The following is a 13,611-nucleotide window of genomic DNA, read 5'->3' as shown; positions in this document are numbered from 1 at the left end:
CAATTACAGCGAGCGGCCGTAAGAACTATGGTGGCTGCTAGCCAGACCGTCGTACTTGGCTCGCCTTCGGCGAGGAGGACCTGGTTAGAATGTGCATCGACTCAACTGAATACACTCGGAAGAACCAGATGAGAGGACTTGTCCTTAAAGCCGGTGGTCGCCTGGAATTTTTGACCTGGAGTGACGCTAACGAAGCGGGGGGGCGAAGAATTTGTCGGCTCCGATGTGACGGCAGACGCCGCCGCATATCTTATGGATGCGGTTCGGTTTGAAGGCGAAATCTACCTTCGGGACATCTTTTCGCTCCTCGAGTGCAATCCAGCATTGCTGCAGGTGTTTGCGCGGACTTACGCGACTGAATACCTGGCAGAGTCAAAGAAGCCGGGAGCTGTTGCTTACACTGGCGGGTACGATGCTGATGAAATCGAGTATCTTGAGCTAACGCCTGATTGGGAAAGGAACACGCAAGCTGGCGAGCTTTCGGTATGTCCGCGTCTTTCGATTGTCGGTGTGGGCTATGTGCTACGGCAGGATGTGGAACTCGTCGGCGGCATGCAGTACAAGGCAGGGACCAGAATCCGGTGGTCCATCATGTACTGCCCATTGAACGAGCTACTGAATTTGCCGCTGCGTTTCAATGGCAAGGTTATCTTTTCGGAAGAAGAGAGTGTCAATGAGGATGGTCAGATGGGCACCATAACCTCTGTGGTATTCGCGCCATCACTTGCTCAGGTAATCCACGGAGCCCTCTGGGAACTGTCGTTTGGCGGAGACCCGGAGCAGACTGCTGAGTTCGTTGACACGCTACTCGACACAGAGGTCAATGCCGATGGCTGGACTACCATTAGCGCGGAAGAGCTTAAGGGGCGCTACGCTCGAAAGGATAACTGAACGAATAGTGCTCCGCTGGACCAAAGTCAGCACGCCTGCGAGTTTGAGGAGCACAGGCGGACTCGACGGGAGCGGGCAAGCCGGGTGATGTGGGGACATGCGAGCCGTAGCTCTGTCTCCGCTCTAGGGTCGGCCCTAGCAATCCCAAGCGGTGACACTAGACGGCACTGGGGTTGGCTTTATGTACTTGCAGTGAGCACACTGTGGCTGATGGAACGGCGCTCAGTGGCGTTCCATTAGCCACGGGCAATGCTTATGCGCTACCCCTGGGCATGGCGCCCGTAGCAACTATGCTGCCTCGGCCATCGGATTGCGTTCGTCGGCACGGCTCAGGTCGTAGCCGAGCATGAAAAGCGCGGCTTCCAGTTTGCGAAGGCCGTCCAGGCCAGAGCACCAGTCAGCCTTCGCAGCATTCATAGCTTCCGAGAGTATCCAGTTGGCCTGCACGTTGACACGTGCCCATGCCCTGGACCCGTAAGGTCCACCGTACAGTTTACTGAACTTGTATTGACCAGAAGACGGGTCGTGCAATTTGCCACCACCTTCAGCATCGGCCCAGAGGAACCTGAGTTCGCTGGGCACGCTCGCTGGCTGTTCATGCCGCGGCAGGCTTCCCAGATACCGTCGTACGAGGAACCCGAGCGCTGCGCCGACCCTTCCGTCATAAATAATGTGATTGGGTAGGGCCAGCGCGTAATATTTGGTCCAACCCGCGTTCATCTTGGGGTTACTTTTAGGGTCCATCCCGAAAGCTGCAATATTCGGATGCTTCCCAGAAAGAGACTCCCGCCCGGTGCGTAACACGGACGCGAGATTCTTTTTCAGACCCTTCGCCCAGTTCATGTTGGCCGTGTACGGGCGGCGGTCTACCCCGAACCCCCACTTCATCACCTCATGGCAAGCGTCATGTGCGAGCTTCTGATGTTCCGCACAGTTCTCGCCGTCAACGGCGGCTTTGATTGCCGCGCTAACTTGGTCGAGCGCCAGCTTGTTCTCGTCATAGTCCTTCCTGTCCCACCAATACATCCGGAAAAGGTCTTCCAAGGTCTGCGCAAACACCACATAGACAGGGCCACCTCCCTTCCTGACGTCAACATAGCCAGAGAACTCTTGCTCATAGCCGACGGGAAGCTTGTTGCGCGAGAATCCAACAGTGAAGTCGAGTGGCGTGGCTCCGCTGATGACACGTGCGAGATAGGCGATGAAGCCTTTCACATGTTGCGCATCAATATAGGTTGCGTGGTTCATGGGCACTCAATATCTCCGATGGTTGGTTGGCGGACGTGGAAACTGGTGATGACTTTGCGATTGACAGAAAGCAGGTCGACGTCACCTAACGACCAATTCTTGAGCTTCTTTAGTACGCGGGACTTATGTGCTCTCGTAGAGTTCGTTGTCGAGCCGTTGCAGCGCCTTCAGTGCGCCGCTCGCGATTCCCACTCCCACGTCAGCAGAAATCAAGTAATCGCGCGGGTTGATGCGTATGACTCGGCATCCTTGGCGTTCGCTGAACCGTCGAACGGTCGGTAGTGCTCTGCCGGCCCCAAGTTCGACCACTACCAGGCGCTCGACTGAATCGAGCCATGCGGTAAGCTTCCGCTCCTGCCGGTCGGCATACCCGGTCACCCACATCCAGTCCCCGAACATAAGGATGTTCGGCCGCGCGAGCCCGCCGCAGTGTGGGCACCGTGGCATTTCGTTCTCGAGCAGGCAGGTCGAGTTATCGACAAGCGGATTGAAACCATCCGCCGGCCAGGCCTGGTCGGTGCAGGCCTCAATACACTGGAGCAAGTGAATCGTCCCGTGGCACTCGACCACGCGCGCGGCCGGAAACCCTGCCTTCTGGAACTGACCGTCGACGTTACTCGTGAACACGAAGGCGCCGTGTTTCATCGTCGACGCCCAGGTGAGCAGAGTGTTGAAGTCCGCGTGAGGTGCCGTTGCGCGGTAGAGCGCCAGCCGGTGGCCGTAAAACCCCCAGCTCAACCGAGGATTGCTCGCAAATCCAGCGGGATTGGCGATGTCCTCGAACGACAGCCCATGAAGACGTAGCGCTGGGTAGGCCCGCCAGAAGCCCTGCAGCCCACGAAAGTCCGGCAGGCCGGAATCCACACCCATGCCCGCACCGGCAGTGATAAGTAGCCCGTCCGCATCCCGAATCCAGTCGGCCGCCTGTCTGATTGCTTCGTCGCTTTCCACCTGATACCTCGATTGTCCTGTTTGAGCTATGCCGAGCGGCAACACCCTTTTTACGATTCAGCCCGCCGCGCCATAGCGCATCGCTAAGGTGGTCGCATCGCGCGCGAACTCGTCCCGAAGCGAGGGTGGCGCCAAGATTTCCACCGCGGCGCCGAGCGAGCGCAGCCACCTTCGCAGCTTTACGCTGGGAACTACCGTCCCGGTCACCTTCACGCGGCCGTCGGGTAGCGGTTCAAGCGTTTGGTCTTGCACCATGTGACGCTCCGTCAGTCGGCGAGCCTCCGCCGGTTCCAGCGCAAGTTCTAGTACAACTGGCGATTCAGGCAGAAAGTCGAAGACCTGTTCATTCTCAATCGTGTCCTGCAGCCGGAAATCGCGCGGGTACGCGAACGCGTTCCCGGAATCGACCGCCGAGGTGATTCGGTCCATTCGATACAAAATCCGAAGCCAATGGGGCTTACCCTCGTCGGGTCGTGGCGGGTGTTCCGGGCTCTGGGCAACCATGTACATGAGCCCGGCTGACTCGACCAGCGCAAGCGGCCAAAGCCGCTTCGGCTTGACGTCGTCCGCCCTGGTCTCTCTGTAGGCTGGGCGATACCGGACAAGCAGTTCGCGCTCAAAGAATGTCGCCGTCACCACCGTCTGAAAGACCTCGGGATTGATAGAGGGGCGACTCAGCATGTACGTGGGCTCCACCGAGTCAATCTTGTTGACCCACGCACGATACAGTCGACTGTCCTCGCGGTCCTGCGAAAGTCGCGTGTCGGCTGCCTTGAATAGCGGCTCGATGTCCCTGGTCACCGCCGCCGGCAGCTTGTCTCCCACAAAACGCCTGAGCGCGTGAAATGCCACTGCCTCGGAAGCGCTCATCAAGCTCGCCACTTGGCTGGCGCCGCGCAGCCAGGATTTGCGTTGCCAGAGCCGGTGCCGACCGGACACGGTCGACAGGACAAGCAGGTCCCGCTCCAGCATGGAGAGGCGTCGCAGAAGTTGCTTCGGATAGTCGACGCGATGCCCCCGGTCTTTCAGCAACTGAAGAACTTGGGACGTCGACATCCACGATTCCAGGTCCCTGTCTGTCGGCAGGATGCGAAGAATCGCTTCATCAAGGCTGGAAGTCATCATTCTGGGCGTTTGTCGAGGAGGGATTCGTGCTGTGTCCCGGTAGCGATGATTCTATCGGCCGATTGGGACAAGTTTTGTCCTAATTGTCCAGCATCATGGTGCTCAGCCACAGCAACAGGGCGATTCCGCTCACATCACACGGATGAAATGCCATGCCCCAAGTCCTTGAACACATCGACGCAATTGCGCGAAGAATGAAGCGGGACGTCCTCTATCTCGACTTTGTGAAGGCGAAGCGGCCTCACTACGCGGACTACAGACGGCTTGACAGCCGGGTACGCATTACACAGTGGCTCGACAACGAGCACATCTCCTGGTGCGAGTGTGGGCCATTCGCGTCGGAGACGGTGATGCGCTCATACGCCGGGGAGATTTATGTTGACGTTCCGTTTGACGAAGCCGACGCACAGTACCGGAAGGTTCAGGCATTCCTGGAGCACGCGGATGGCACGATGCGCTTTGATGACGTCAAGTTCTATATCGTCGCGCTGGAACGTGCCATGCAGAACGCTCACCATGATGAGCCTGGGTTCTGGGACCGTTGGGCCGAAAACTTCTAAGCAGTAAGACGACGGAATGGAGGCGTTGTGAACACAACCTATATTTCGCGACAGCGCATTGAAAGTAATCGGCTTCATCCGGACTGACGGCGAGGGGAAGCAGTTCGCCTACGCGGGCGGGAGAATGGTTGGAATCTACAATCCTCAACTTGATAAGACATTCGATTCGCGACTACGTGTGTACGGGAACGGCAATCAACTCACGGCCCTGGTCCGGTGTGGCGATGACGATTGACGGCTCCTCGCCTCGACCTTCTTGCGCGACAAGTCTGACCCCGAAAACCGACCCACTATGCGACTACCGACCTTGGCGAACTGGGAACGCGACCAGCCCGAAACTCTGAGCTTTTGCCTCGGGCACCTACCGAGCACGCCACCGAGATTCTACAAACACACATGGCTGATATGGACGCCAGACTGCGAGCTTGAGGGGCACGAATTTTTGCGAGATGCGCCGCACATGTCCACTGCTGCGTTTATGGCGCGCTACGATGAAATGTCGAAATCCAATCTGCCAGGATGGATATATCGCTACGACCGTCCGCGAGAAGGTCCCGGGACGCCGTTCGACAGAAGCCACCCGAAATGGAGGAACGTCGAGTTCGCTCCTGCGTGGGATGAAGACTCGGACCCGGTCTGGAATGGACATAAATGATGGTGGTGGTATGGGCGTCCGGGCGAGGTGGCACATGTACTGCGGATATGTGTTGCTCGGCACGGATTCGACGAATAGCCATCAGTCCACCGACTTGGTGACTCCCCTATGTCAAGGACGTCCTCTTCGTGTTCCCCGTCCTATTGTGGAGCGTACTTCTCGATAGAAGGCCTCGTGCGACGTGCCGCTAGCGCTTGTGCTCCACTTGACGAGCGCAAATCTGCTCAAAATCGGGGGCATTTGCTCATTGCGTTGAATCTGCTCAATAATGAGCAGATTCTGAGCAGATACATGAGCAAAGTGACCCCTCGCGGTGTCTTGGAGGTCCTCAAGTGGTCCTCGGCTGATGGGCCGGCGCAGGGCCAAGCCTGCCGGCGGGCTTGCTACGATAGAGCGTGATGGGCTCCGCAGCCTCGTGCGGACGGTATTCGACGATGTCAAAAGCCCCTGACAGTTTAAGGATGCGTTTGAGCTTGCTGACGCCATGCGCCTGTGGAGTTAGCTCAGCGTCGAGCGAGCGGAGGAAGACCCCGGCAAGGGCCAACGATGTCATGCCGTTCACGGGCTCGGTCTGAGATTCGGCTTCCTGGAGAGCCCGGACGATGCGAGTGGTGGGCCAATTCGTCTCGCACGGGTCTGACAGGTCGACATACTCGACATGGGCCGGGAGCTGCTGCTTTAGTGCCGTGTAGATGGTCGCCAACTCAGGGTAGTCCTTGGCCATCGATGCTCCCAGGCTGACACCTAGTGCATGGAGCATGTCCTGGAGCGGTTCTGCCTCGCGATGCTGCTCGTCGAGAATGTGTATCGCGGCACGGCAGCCGGCCACGGTCCACAGCGACACGCCAGGCATCTCATGGAAATGATGAACGAGCTGATTGCGCTGCTCCACAATTCGCTTGAGATACCGCTTCAGGGTGTCGGTGTCCGTTCTCATCGACTCCTGGAAGTTTTCCACTAGCTGCCCTAGCGTTTGGCCCTTGGTCTTCTCCCGAAACCTGCCGAAGGCATCGTCACTTTCAGCGCTCCCTTTCGGGTGCATATACGGGAGCATGAACTTCAATCCCGATTCAATCTGCTGGAATAGCAGGATATTGCGGCCGAGCCGAACGAGAACCGAATTCAGAAGCCCTGCGTGTTCGTTTGCCATGGAGGAGTCCGCGAAAATGGAGTACTTATCATCGCACAGGCGTGGGCCGACGCGTCCCCCTGTCAGCGTGCTAGCAAGTCAAGACTCAAGAGGCCACACCTGCTTATCGTCCTGGATGAGCGGAAGGGGGACATTCGCATGACCTTGCTCGAGCACTTCAGCAAGCCAAAAGTCGCGCAAGACGTGGACGACCAGGGGAACCTCATCAAGCTGTGCGAATCTGGATTCGAGCGCGAGGTATTCACGATGCTCGTGCAGCGCGACTACCGCGTCATCCCTCAGGTGAAGAGCGGAGCGTATCGGCTGGATATGGTGGTGGAAGGTGCCAATGATGCACGCCTCGCGGTAGAATGCGACGGAGACGCGTACCACGGGCCTGACCGCTGGCAGAGTGACATGAACCGTCAGCGCATTCTGGAGCGTGCGGGCTGGACGTTCTGGCGGAAGTGGTCTCTGTCTGTCCTCGGTCCGAGACATTCAACCATCAGGGCTGGCTATGTCTCAGCTGCAACTTTGGTTTCTTCCCCTTCAGCTTCGTTGTCATGTCACGCCCAGCTGGACCGCTTCGTGCGCGTGCTGCTCCGCGCAGCGCCGGCGTCCGCCGATAACCGGTAACATCCTGCCTCTTATTTGGGATATTTCGGCTTAAGAGGCATAATGATGCCGGTTGTCGCGGATGGTCCGAGCAAGCGGATTTCGGGGGAGCGCTATGAAGACGCCGAGCAGTGCACGAGGGCAGCTCACTCCGCAGGAGATTGAGGCCGAGCTTGGCGAGCGATTGAAAAAACTCAGGGTACACCGGAACCTGGACCAAGCCACGCTTGCCGCTCGGGCAGGCATCAGTGTTCGTACGTTGCGGAATCTCGAGAGCGGCAGCGGCTCATCGCTGCACACTCTTATCCAGGCCGTTCGTGCTCTCGGGCGCGAACAGTGGTTCGAGACTATTGCTCCAGTTCCAACCATCAATCCGCTCATGCTGACCCGAACTGCGGCGCCGCGTCAGCGGGCCAGCAAGCCACGACTCAAGAAGCCGGACTGAACTGGAGTGAAACATCGCCCGGAGCCGAAGGCGCAGCAGCCGGTGACGCTTGAGGCGACACAGGCGATAGCCATTTCTTTTCACTAGGTAGGAGTTGGAGTCCACCTGTTGAGCCGCCACCTGAAAATCAAAAGGAAATCGCCTAGCGTATCGCATCATAAAGCATGGCATTGGCCGTAGGTAGGCGTTGCAGTGTTCGCGGAGCTATATAACCCAGTAATATCTGAAACCACGCAGGGGTCTTTGCCTTTGGGGGGGCGACGAAAACTCCCTGCTCTTAGGGGGGAGTCTTCCCTTGAATCCCGTGATATGCTCTTCCTGGGCCTGCGGATAGATTTATTGTCGTGTTTCGCGACAGGTGGAAGTCATGCAAGGGAAGATTGCCTTTGCGTCAATGTAGCAATGTGCCGTGAATCGTCGCTGCCAGAGAGTGTCCGTAGCGCCCGCCTTAAAAGCACAAAATCAAGAATGACTACCCGTCTTGCTAGCCTAAAGGCCGCCAATTCCTTGCACACCCTTGCACAAGTGCTTGGCTACAGAGCAAAGGGCCTGGCTTACGTCGTTCATGGAATTCCAGATAGTATAAAATATACGGATTTCCAAATTAAGAAGCGGTCAGGCGGATTGCGCACGATTAGTGCGCCGATTCCTGAGCTAAAAAAATTACAAAAACATTTGGCCCATCTTCTTGAAGATTGCGCGGCGGAAATAAATTCGACACGAGGCATAAAGAAATCGTTATCGCACGGTTTTCGGCGCAAGCATTCGATTATGACAAATGCTGCCGCCCATCGTGGACGACGCTACGTTTTCAATATAGACCTTCAAGATTTCTTCGGAACTATCAATTTTGGTAGGGTTTGGCGTTTCTTCGAAAAACATAGAGAGTTTCAATTGAACTCCGCCGTGGCTCGCACCATTGCTCAAATTGCGTGTCACAATAAAGTATTGCCGCAAGGTAGTCCATGCTCACCTGCGATATCTAATCTTATCGGGCATGTGCTTGATATTCGCATGGCGCAGTTTGCGGCAAAAGTTGGCTGTCATTATTCTCGGTATGCGGACGATTTAACGTTTTCCACGAACAAGAAAGAATTTCCTGCGCTAATTGCGACCCGAATGGGCGATACGACCCAATGGTCACCCGGAACGAAGCTTATACGCGAAATTCGTCGCTGTGGCTTCGAGTTGAATTTCGCAAAGACTCGGATGCAATTTAAGGACTTCCGGCAGGACGTCACGGGCGTCATAGTCAATTCAAAGGTGAACGTTCGCACGGAATACGTAAAGAATGTCCGTGCAATGGTGCACGCTTTGGTCACCCGGGGAGAATTTCAAATCCGGAAAGTTTTTCGCGATGACAGTGGTGCATGGACTGAGGCAGTAGCAAAAGGCTCTGAGGCGCAGCTTAGAGGAATGCTCAGTTTTATCGATTCGGTGCGCCATTTTGAGGAATGCAGAGATACTCCAAAAAATAATGGAGTCCCAGACTATAAGTTGCCTCGCAGCAGTCTGGACGATATGGACGGCCCCGCACGGATTTATCGTAGATTTCTTGTTTTTACGCAGTTCTTCCGCCCTGTTCAGCCACTCATATTTTGCGAGGGAAAAACTGACAACGTCTATATTCGTTGCGCACTTCGTCAGCTGTTCGCCAAATATCCAGCGCTAGCCGCAAAAAAGAAAAGCGGCGAAATCGAGTTTAAGATTGACTTTTTTAGCCACTCAAAGGTGGCGGACCGCATTCTCCATCTTGGGGGAGGAACCGGAGATATGTGCGATTTCATCGCAAAATACGGCTCTGAGTTCAAAGGCTTTAAGCACGATGGCAAGAGAAATCCGGTCATCATACTTATAGACAACGACTCTGGTGCAAATCGCATATATTCCGCTATAAGGAGCGCCATCAAAAGCAAAGATACCATTGACGGAAGCAAACCGTACTATTTCGTGCGCGACAATTTATACATTGTTCCGGTTCCAATGCTGGGGGGGAATCCGACAGCGATTGAAGATTTCTTTGAGAAGAAAGTATTAGACACCGTACTCAACGGGAAAAAATTTAGCAGGGCTGATAAGTTTGACGCGGCCACCCAGTACGGTAAGCACCTTTTTGCCGAGCACGTTGTCAAAAAGGGCCAGAAGAGTATCGATTTTTCGAACTTTGCTGCAATTCTGGACAGAATAAACGATGTATTGACTATTCACGCAGCCAAGCCCTAGGGCATAGCTGCCGAGACTTTCGGGGTGGGCTCGGGGAAAGGGGCACTCGTGCACCGTGGCGCGTATATCGCGCAATTGCCCGCAGGTCGAATATCTGGACAAATTCGGATAGATACGCAAAGAGCCTCCGCCTGTTGCCCGGTTCGAGAATTTAGAGCGCGTGACGACCACGCTCGCAAGAAGCGGCAGTATTCCGTCCCTGGCTGTCCTGTCGTCGGGCGATTCGGGCTGCAATTTGCGGGTTCCGCGACCGAGATGGACAGGTAGAGCGGTTACTCGAGGCTTTAGCTGTGCGAAGAGCGGCCAACATTGACCGCCGGACTAGGCTTTCATCAGCTCAGCCTTGCGCGCTTCGAGCTGCGCGATTTGCGCCTTGTGCCTGTCGAAGTCAATCATCATGTTTTCGAGCATGTAAGGTGGCGCTTTTCCGAGCAGTAAGCCCGTTTTCTCATCCCAAACCTCAACGCAACCATTGCAGAATAGGCAAAACTGAAAATTGAGGTACTTAATGAGCCGGTCAATGCCGTCAACCGACTCAGGTTCCCGCCTGATACCCATGTCCTCGAGCGCCTCGAAGAATAGCTCCTCCTCTTGTAGGTTGAGCCCAATGCTGAACTGAACAGTCTCGCTGGCGTCGGTCAGGAGGAACCGGATGCCCTTGTCATCCGGACCAATAGGGCCGAACCGCATGCCTTCATAGACGTGGATAGCTGCATCCCGACGGGCTACAAGGGCTACGGTGTCAGGAAGTTCTATGTTGCGCCCCTCGACCTCCGGGGACTTTTCTAGGAGCATCTGCCAGAGTTCTTGTCCGATGGCTTCTTTGAAGCCCACTATGTCCAAGCCCCTCGAGTGGTACCGGGTTCTTCTGCGCAGCAGCCCAAACTGCTCCTCTATAGCAATCTCAGCCAGATTGCGAACAACCGGAAGGTCTCGCGAGATTCGCTCGTAGTCGAGAGGCTCGTCGGGGTTTACGAAGACTTCCTTCTCCGCATGCGCGATGGCATTTCTGCCTTCCATGAAAAGGTATTTTGCTACGTCGATTCCGGTTGCATGTAGTTCGTCATAGCGCTTGATTGCGTCCTCCGAGTCCAAGTTGCCCAGATGCGCTCGGAACCAGTCCTCTCTCTTTCGTCCATCGCGGTGAATCGACCCGATGACCTTGAATAGACTGAGGAACGAATAGAACACGTTTTTTGATGCGACTCCTTCTCGGAAGAGCGCCAGGGCAACCCAGGCTTCTTCCGATAGGGCGTACGGCAGGTCATCGCCGCGAATGAAATCCCGCACTACATTGCCGCGCCATTTCCCAAGTCCAATTGGATTGCCGCCGCTGACCCAACTGGTCACTTCCAGACTTCCTCCATCGCTCCAGGCCAATGCGGTCGCGAGCTTCAGTATCCGTGCTTGGCCTTGCGTGACATTGAGTCGGTAGAGGCCTGCGTTGAAGGCAATGGTGGCCATTCGGTTGCCTTCTGCAGGTCGGAGAATGAAATCCATGCCATCGAATGGCACGACTTGGGCAACTTTGGGCCACGCTACGCTGCCTTCGACTCCGCCGACGACCCACATCCCCCCTTTGTTGAGTAGAGCAGTCGCGTCTGCTCTGAGGTCTCGAAGGTACGGTTTCACCATGATTGCCTCGTATTCGGACAAGGGAAATGAGCCATCGTGCGAATAGTACAGGGACGGATGAGGACCTCGTCAACTACGCTAGCCATACGGAGCGAGAGGTCCTTGGCGTTGTCAATGTGGCCGCGGGCGAAAAGCTGGCAGCCGCCCTGGAGTGCAAGTCAGCTACGACCTGGACGGAGATGGATACTGAAGGCACGCCCCTGTGCTGGAATGATGCCTACCTTGAAACCGAAGATTGGCAAGCGCGTAGCAAGTGGCGTCAAGAGTGTTTGCAATCAGAAACAGTTGTCGAAGCATTCTTATCTCAGAAGGTGGCCCATTCGCGTATACCTGTCGAACGAGTAGACGTGTTCGGCGGGGTGCTCATCGCACCGCCCGACCAGCCTGCCGGGAAATTCCTTTCGACCATCTTGCAGGTGCACGTCTTCGCCGCAGAGTGGGCAGCGCCCAGAGTATCGGACCAGGCGGATTATCCGAACAGACTGTCCATCATCTGAAGTTTCTTTTGCTGCTTCGAGCTGAACGCCTCGCTCTCGCAGGGAGACCAGGACATCGGGCGCCATGATTATCCGCCGGTCTATTAGTGTCCAGAATGGACGGAGAAAGGTGTATCCCAGCCAGGCCACCATCGCGGCGAGTAGCACTAGCGTGGAAAGCTCGCCGGTCGTGAGTCGCGCCATCTGCGTGGTGATAATCAACCAGAGGACCAAAAGCCAGCAGCCAACTAACGCCAGGCCGCCTAAGCCATATGTAAGAAACAGGTTGCGGCGCCATCCTTTCAGCGCGAAGCCGGCTGCGACCAGCCGATGTACCCAGAATGCCGGTCGTAGCGTCACGTCGCGAACGTAAGCTATGCCACCTGCAGGTAGGGGTACGGACTCTCCTTCTGCATCCGGAAGCCGGATGAACTCCATGGCGTAGGTAGAACTATTGCCGGCACCACCGCTGCTGCCAGTCTTTCTTGGCCAGGCGTAATAGGCCAGGCCGGCTTGGCGGACTGTGTCCTGCATGCCAGCCTCGCGCTGGTCCAGGCGAGTCTTTAGCGTGGTCCATATACCGGACAACCAGCTTGTGCCGGATTCTGGTGCTATGTCCTGCCTAAGCATTTCAACAACGTATGCCGAGTTGAGCTCAACGCGTGGCTTACCACTTTGTACTCTTTCGAGCGCGGCAGAGGCGAGGGCGCGTGCCATCTTCACCGCCCAGGTTTCTCGTTTCTCAGGCCGGCAGAAGAAGCCCAGGAACGCCGTCAAGGCTGCCTCTTCCTCGGTGGAAGTCGGATGCTGTTCGTCGCCTGGTAATTCGCCTATGGCACTGATTTTTAAGGAGTTGTTTCCGTGTGTCACAGTTGTTCCCACTGTTTTTGACTGTTTTGATAGCACCTCGATGACTAGCCTGACCTCTCTTTCAACGATGGAGGGTCATATGTTTCAGCGAGACGGAGTATGGACGTTTTCGGTGCTGGGTGTCGTAGTGCGAGTTCGGGAATTGCCGATAAACAACATCGCGGTCTTCCATCCCATCTGCGAGCCAGTTCGCGAGCTCGTAGAGCCGATTTGCCGCGGCTGGGGTTACTGGAGCGCTCAGTTCAACAACTGGGTCGTCTTTGAGTCGTTCAAGGACACTGTCTTGGCAGAGCTAACCTCCATTGCGCGCTGAGTGCGAGTCCGGCGGGCAGCCAGTTGTTTTCGGTTCCTGGTTGCCCTCTGCAGGGATAGCAACACCTCTCGCCGGCGGGATAGCTAGTTCCCGGCCTACCAGAGTGGTCTCCACCGGCATCACGCTATGCCCAGCTTGCAAATCCACCAACATCACGTTGGGGGCGTGCGCGGTAGGAGCCACGACTGTCCACTAAGAGTATGTATGCGAGCATCGGGCGTTTTCACAGCGCTGCTCCCTAGTGTGCGAGCCGCTACCGCTCCGCGGCAGCGCCGCACAACGGGAAATACGCAGGTTTCTGGGAGCATTGCCTCGAGCGAGATTGATGCTGTATGAATATACAGTATCTCGCTTTGCCCTGAAGGACAGGGATGCGGCGGCGTGCTTAGCGCTGAAAGTTGACTCAAATTTTAAAGGAAGCGTCCGATATTGCACTTGCGGAGCATTGCTACCCGCGAGTTGGGCCTTGGAGGCG

The 13,611-nt window shown here is 56.1% G+C and carries 12 protein-coding genes; 7 read left to right on the top strand and 5 right to left on the bottom strand.

The window, feature by feature from the left end; genetic code table 11:
* Positions 1 to 180 precede the first annotated feature (180 nt).
* Positions 181 to 891 (top strand): hypothetical protein, encoded by a 711-nt coding sequence (locus CBM2588_RS26845; RefSeq protein ID WP_115683297.1) that lies wholly within the window; start codon positions 181 to 183, stop codon positions 889 to 891.
* 288 nt (positions 892 to 1,179) lie between these two features.
* On the opposite strand, the gene CBM2588_RS26840 is transcribed toward CBM2588_RS26845, so the two are convergent.
* From CBM2588_RS26840 to CBM2588_RS26830, 3 genes are all read right to left on the bottom strand, one after another.
* Positions 1,180 to 2,139: a hypothetical protein gene (locus CBM2588_RS26840; RefSeq protein WP_115683295.1), complete on the bottom strand. Its 960-nt coding sequence runs from the start codon at positions 2,137 to 2,139 to the stop codon at positions 1,180 to 1,182.
* Between the two features lie 123 nt (positions 2,140 to 2,262).
* Positions 2,263 to 3,090 (bottom strand): SIR2 family NAD-dependent protein deacylase, encoded by an 828-nt coding sequence (locus tag CBM2588_RS26835; protein ID WP_115683294.1) that lies wholly within the window; start codon positions 3,088 to 3,090, stop codon positions 2,263 to 2,265.
* A gap of 57 nt (positions 3,091 to 3,147) precedes the next feature.
* A complete protein-coding gene (locus tag CBM2588_RS26830) occupies positions 3,148 to 4,215 on the bottom strand; it encodes a helix-turn-helix transcriptional regulator (RefSeq protein WP_306437254.1) in 1,068 nt (355 codons plus the stop codon).
* Positions 4,216 to 4,367: 152 nt separating this feature from the next.
* Between CBM2588_RS26830 and CBM2588_RS31145 the strand changes: the two genes are divergently transcribed.
* On the top strand, positions 4,368 to 4,775 hold the full coding sequence (locus CBM2588_RS31145) for a hypothetical protein (protein WP_231942288.1): 408 nt from the start codon (positions 4,368 to 4,370) through the stop codon (positions 4,773 to 4,775).
* Between the two features lie 983 nt (positions 4,776 to 5,758).
* Here CBM2588_RS31145 and CBM2588_RS26820 read toward each other — a convergent pair.
* Positions 5,759 to 6,580, bottom strand: coding sequence for a hypothetical protein (locus CBM2588_RS26820; RefSeq protein WP_147298443.1), 822 nt, complete (start codon positions 6,578 to 6,580; stop codon positions 5,759 to 5,761).
* Positions 6,581 to 6,718: 138 nt separating this feature from the next.
* On the opposite strand from CBM2588_RS26820, the gene CBM2588_RS31140 reads away from it, so the two are divergent.
* The 3 genes from CBM2588_RS31140 to CBM2588_RS26805 all read left to right on the top strand — a co-directional run bounded on the left by CBM2588_RS31140 (position 6,719) and on the right by CBM2588_RS26805 (position 9,842).
* Complete coding sequence (locus CBM2588_RS31140; protein ID WP_231942287.1) at positions 6,719 to 7,195, top strand: DUF559 domain-containing protein; 477 nt, start codon at positions 6,719 to 6,721, stop codon at positions 7,193 to 7,195.
* A gap of 94 nt (positions 7,196 to 7,289) precedes the next feature.
* Entirely contained in the window at positions 7,290 to 7,619 is a 330-nt protein-coding gene (locus CBM2588_RS26810; RefSeq protein ID WP_197717974.1) for a helix-turn-helix domain-containing protein, read from the top strand.
* 468 nt (positions 7,620 to 8,087) lie between these two features.
* A complete protein-coding gene (locus CBM2588_RS26805; protein ID WP_172583672.1) occupies positions 8,088 to 9,842 on the top strand; it encodes a retron Ec67 family RNA-directed DNA polymerase/endonuclease in 1,755 nt (584 codons plus the stop codon).
* A gap of 321 nt (positions 9,843 to 10,163) precedes the next feature.
* On the opposite strand, the gene mauJ is transcribed toward CBM2588_RS26805, so the two are convergent.
* The gene (gene mauJ, locus CBM2588_RS26800) at positions 10,164 to 11,477 is read right to left on the bottom strand and encodes a methylamine utilization protein MauJ (protein WP_147298442.1); all 1,314 of its coding nucleotides are present in this window, start codon (positions 11,475 to 11,477) and stop codon (positions 10,164 to 10,166) included.
* A gap of 26 nt (positions 11,478 to 11,503) precedes the next feature.
* Here mauJ and CBM2588_RS26795 point away from each other — a divergent pair, with 26 nt between their 5' ends.
* Together CBM2588_RS26795 and CBM2588_RS26790 are read left to right on the top strand one after the other, a co-directional pair.
* Positions 11,504 to 11,974 carry a hypothetical protein gene (locus CBM2588_RS26795; RefSeq protein WP_147298441.1) on the top strand — a complete coding sequence of 157 codons (471 nt, stop codon included), beginning with the start codon at positions 11,504 to 11,506 and terminating at the stop codon, positions 11,972 to 11,974.
* Positions 11,975 to 12,863: 889 nt separating this feature from the next.
* Entirely contained in the window at positions 12,864 to 13,136 is a 273-nt protein-coding gene (locus CBM2588_RS26790) for a hypothetical protein (protein ID WP_197717973.1), read from the top strand.
* The last annotated feature ends 475 nt before the right edge of the window (positions 13,137 to 13,611 follow it).

It is taken from the genome of Cupriavidus taiwanensis (assembly GCF_900250075.1).
GTDB lineage: Bacteria > Pseudomonadota > Gammaproteobacteria > Burkholderiales > Burkholderiaceae > Cupriavidus > Cupriavidus taiwanensis_C.
The sequence above is the reverse complement of the archived record's forward strand: the minus strand, read 5'-3'. Positions and strand labels throughout refer to the sequence as shown.

Bases quoted from the DNA above. Each gene is read 5' to 3' on its own strand.
- CBM2588_RS26790 (WP_197717973.1), top strand. From the start codon at position 12,864: ATGACTAGCCTGACCTCTCTTTCAACGATGGAGGGTCATATGTTTCAG.
- CBM2588_RS31140 (WP_231942287.1), top strand. From the start codon at position 6,719: ATGACCTTGCTCGAGCACTTCAGCAAGCCAAAAGTCGCGCAAGACGTG.
- CBM2588_RS26795 (WP_147298441.1), top strand. From the start codon at position 11,504: ATGAGCCATCGTGCGAATAGTACAGGGACGGATGAGGACCTCGTCAAC.
- CBM2588_RS26830 (WP_306437254.1), bottom strand. From the start codon at position 4,215: ATGATGACTTCCAGCCTTGATGAAGCGATTCTTCGCATCCTGCCGACA.
- CBM2588_RS26840 (WP_115683295.1), bottom strand. From the start codon at position 2,139: ATGAACCACGCAACCTATATTGATGCGCAACATGTGAAAGGCTTCATC.
- mauJ (WP_147298442.1), bottom strand. From the start codon at position 11,477: ATGGTGAAACCGTACCTTCGAGACCTCAGAGCAGACGCGACTGCTCTA.
- CBM2588_RS31145 (WP_231942288.1), top strand. From the start codon at position 4,368: ATGCCCCAAGTCCTTGAACACATCGACGCAATTGCGCGAAGAATGAAG.
- CBM2588_RS26820 (WP_147298443.1), bottom strand. From the start codon at position 6,580: ATGGCAAACGAACACGCAGGGCTTCTGAATTCGGTTCTCGTTCGGCTC.
- CBM2588_RS26810 (WP_197717974.1), top strand. From the start codon at position 7,290: ATGAAGACGCCGAGCAGTGCACGAGGGCAGCTCACTCCGCAGGAGATT.
- CBM2588_RS26805 (WP_172583672.1), top strand. From the start codon at position 8,088: ATGACTACCCGTCTTGCTAGCCTAAAGGCCGCCAATTCCTTGCACACC.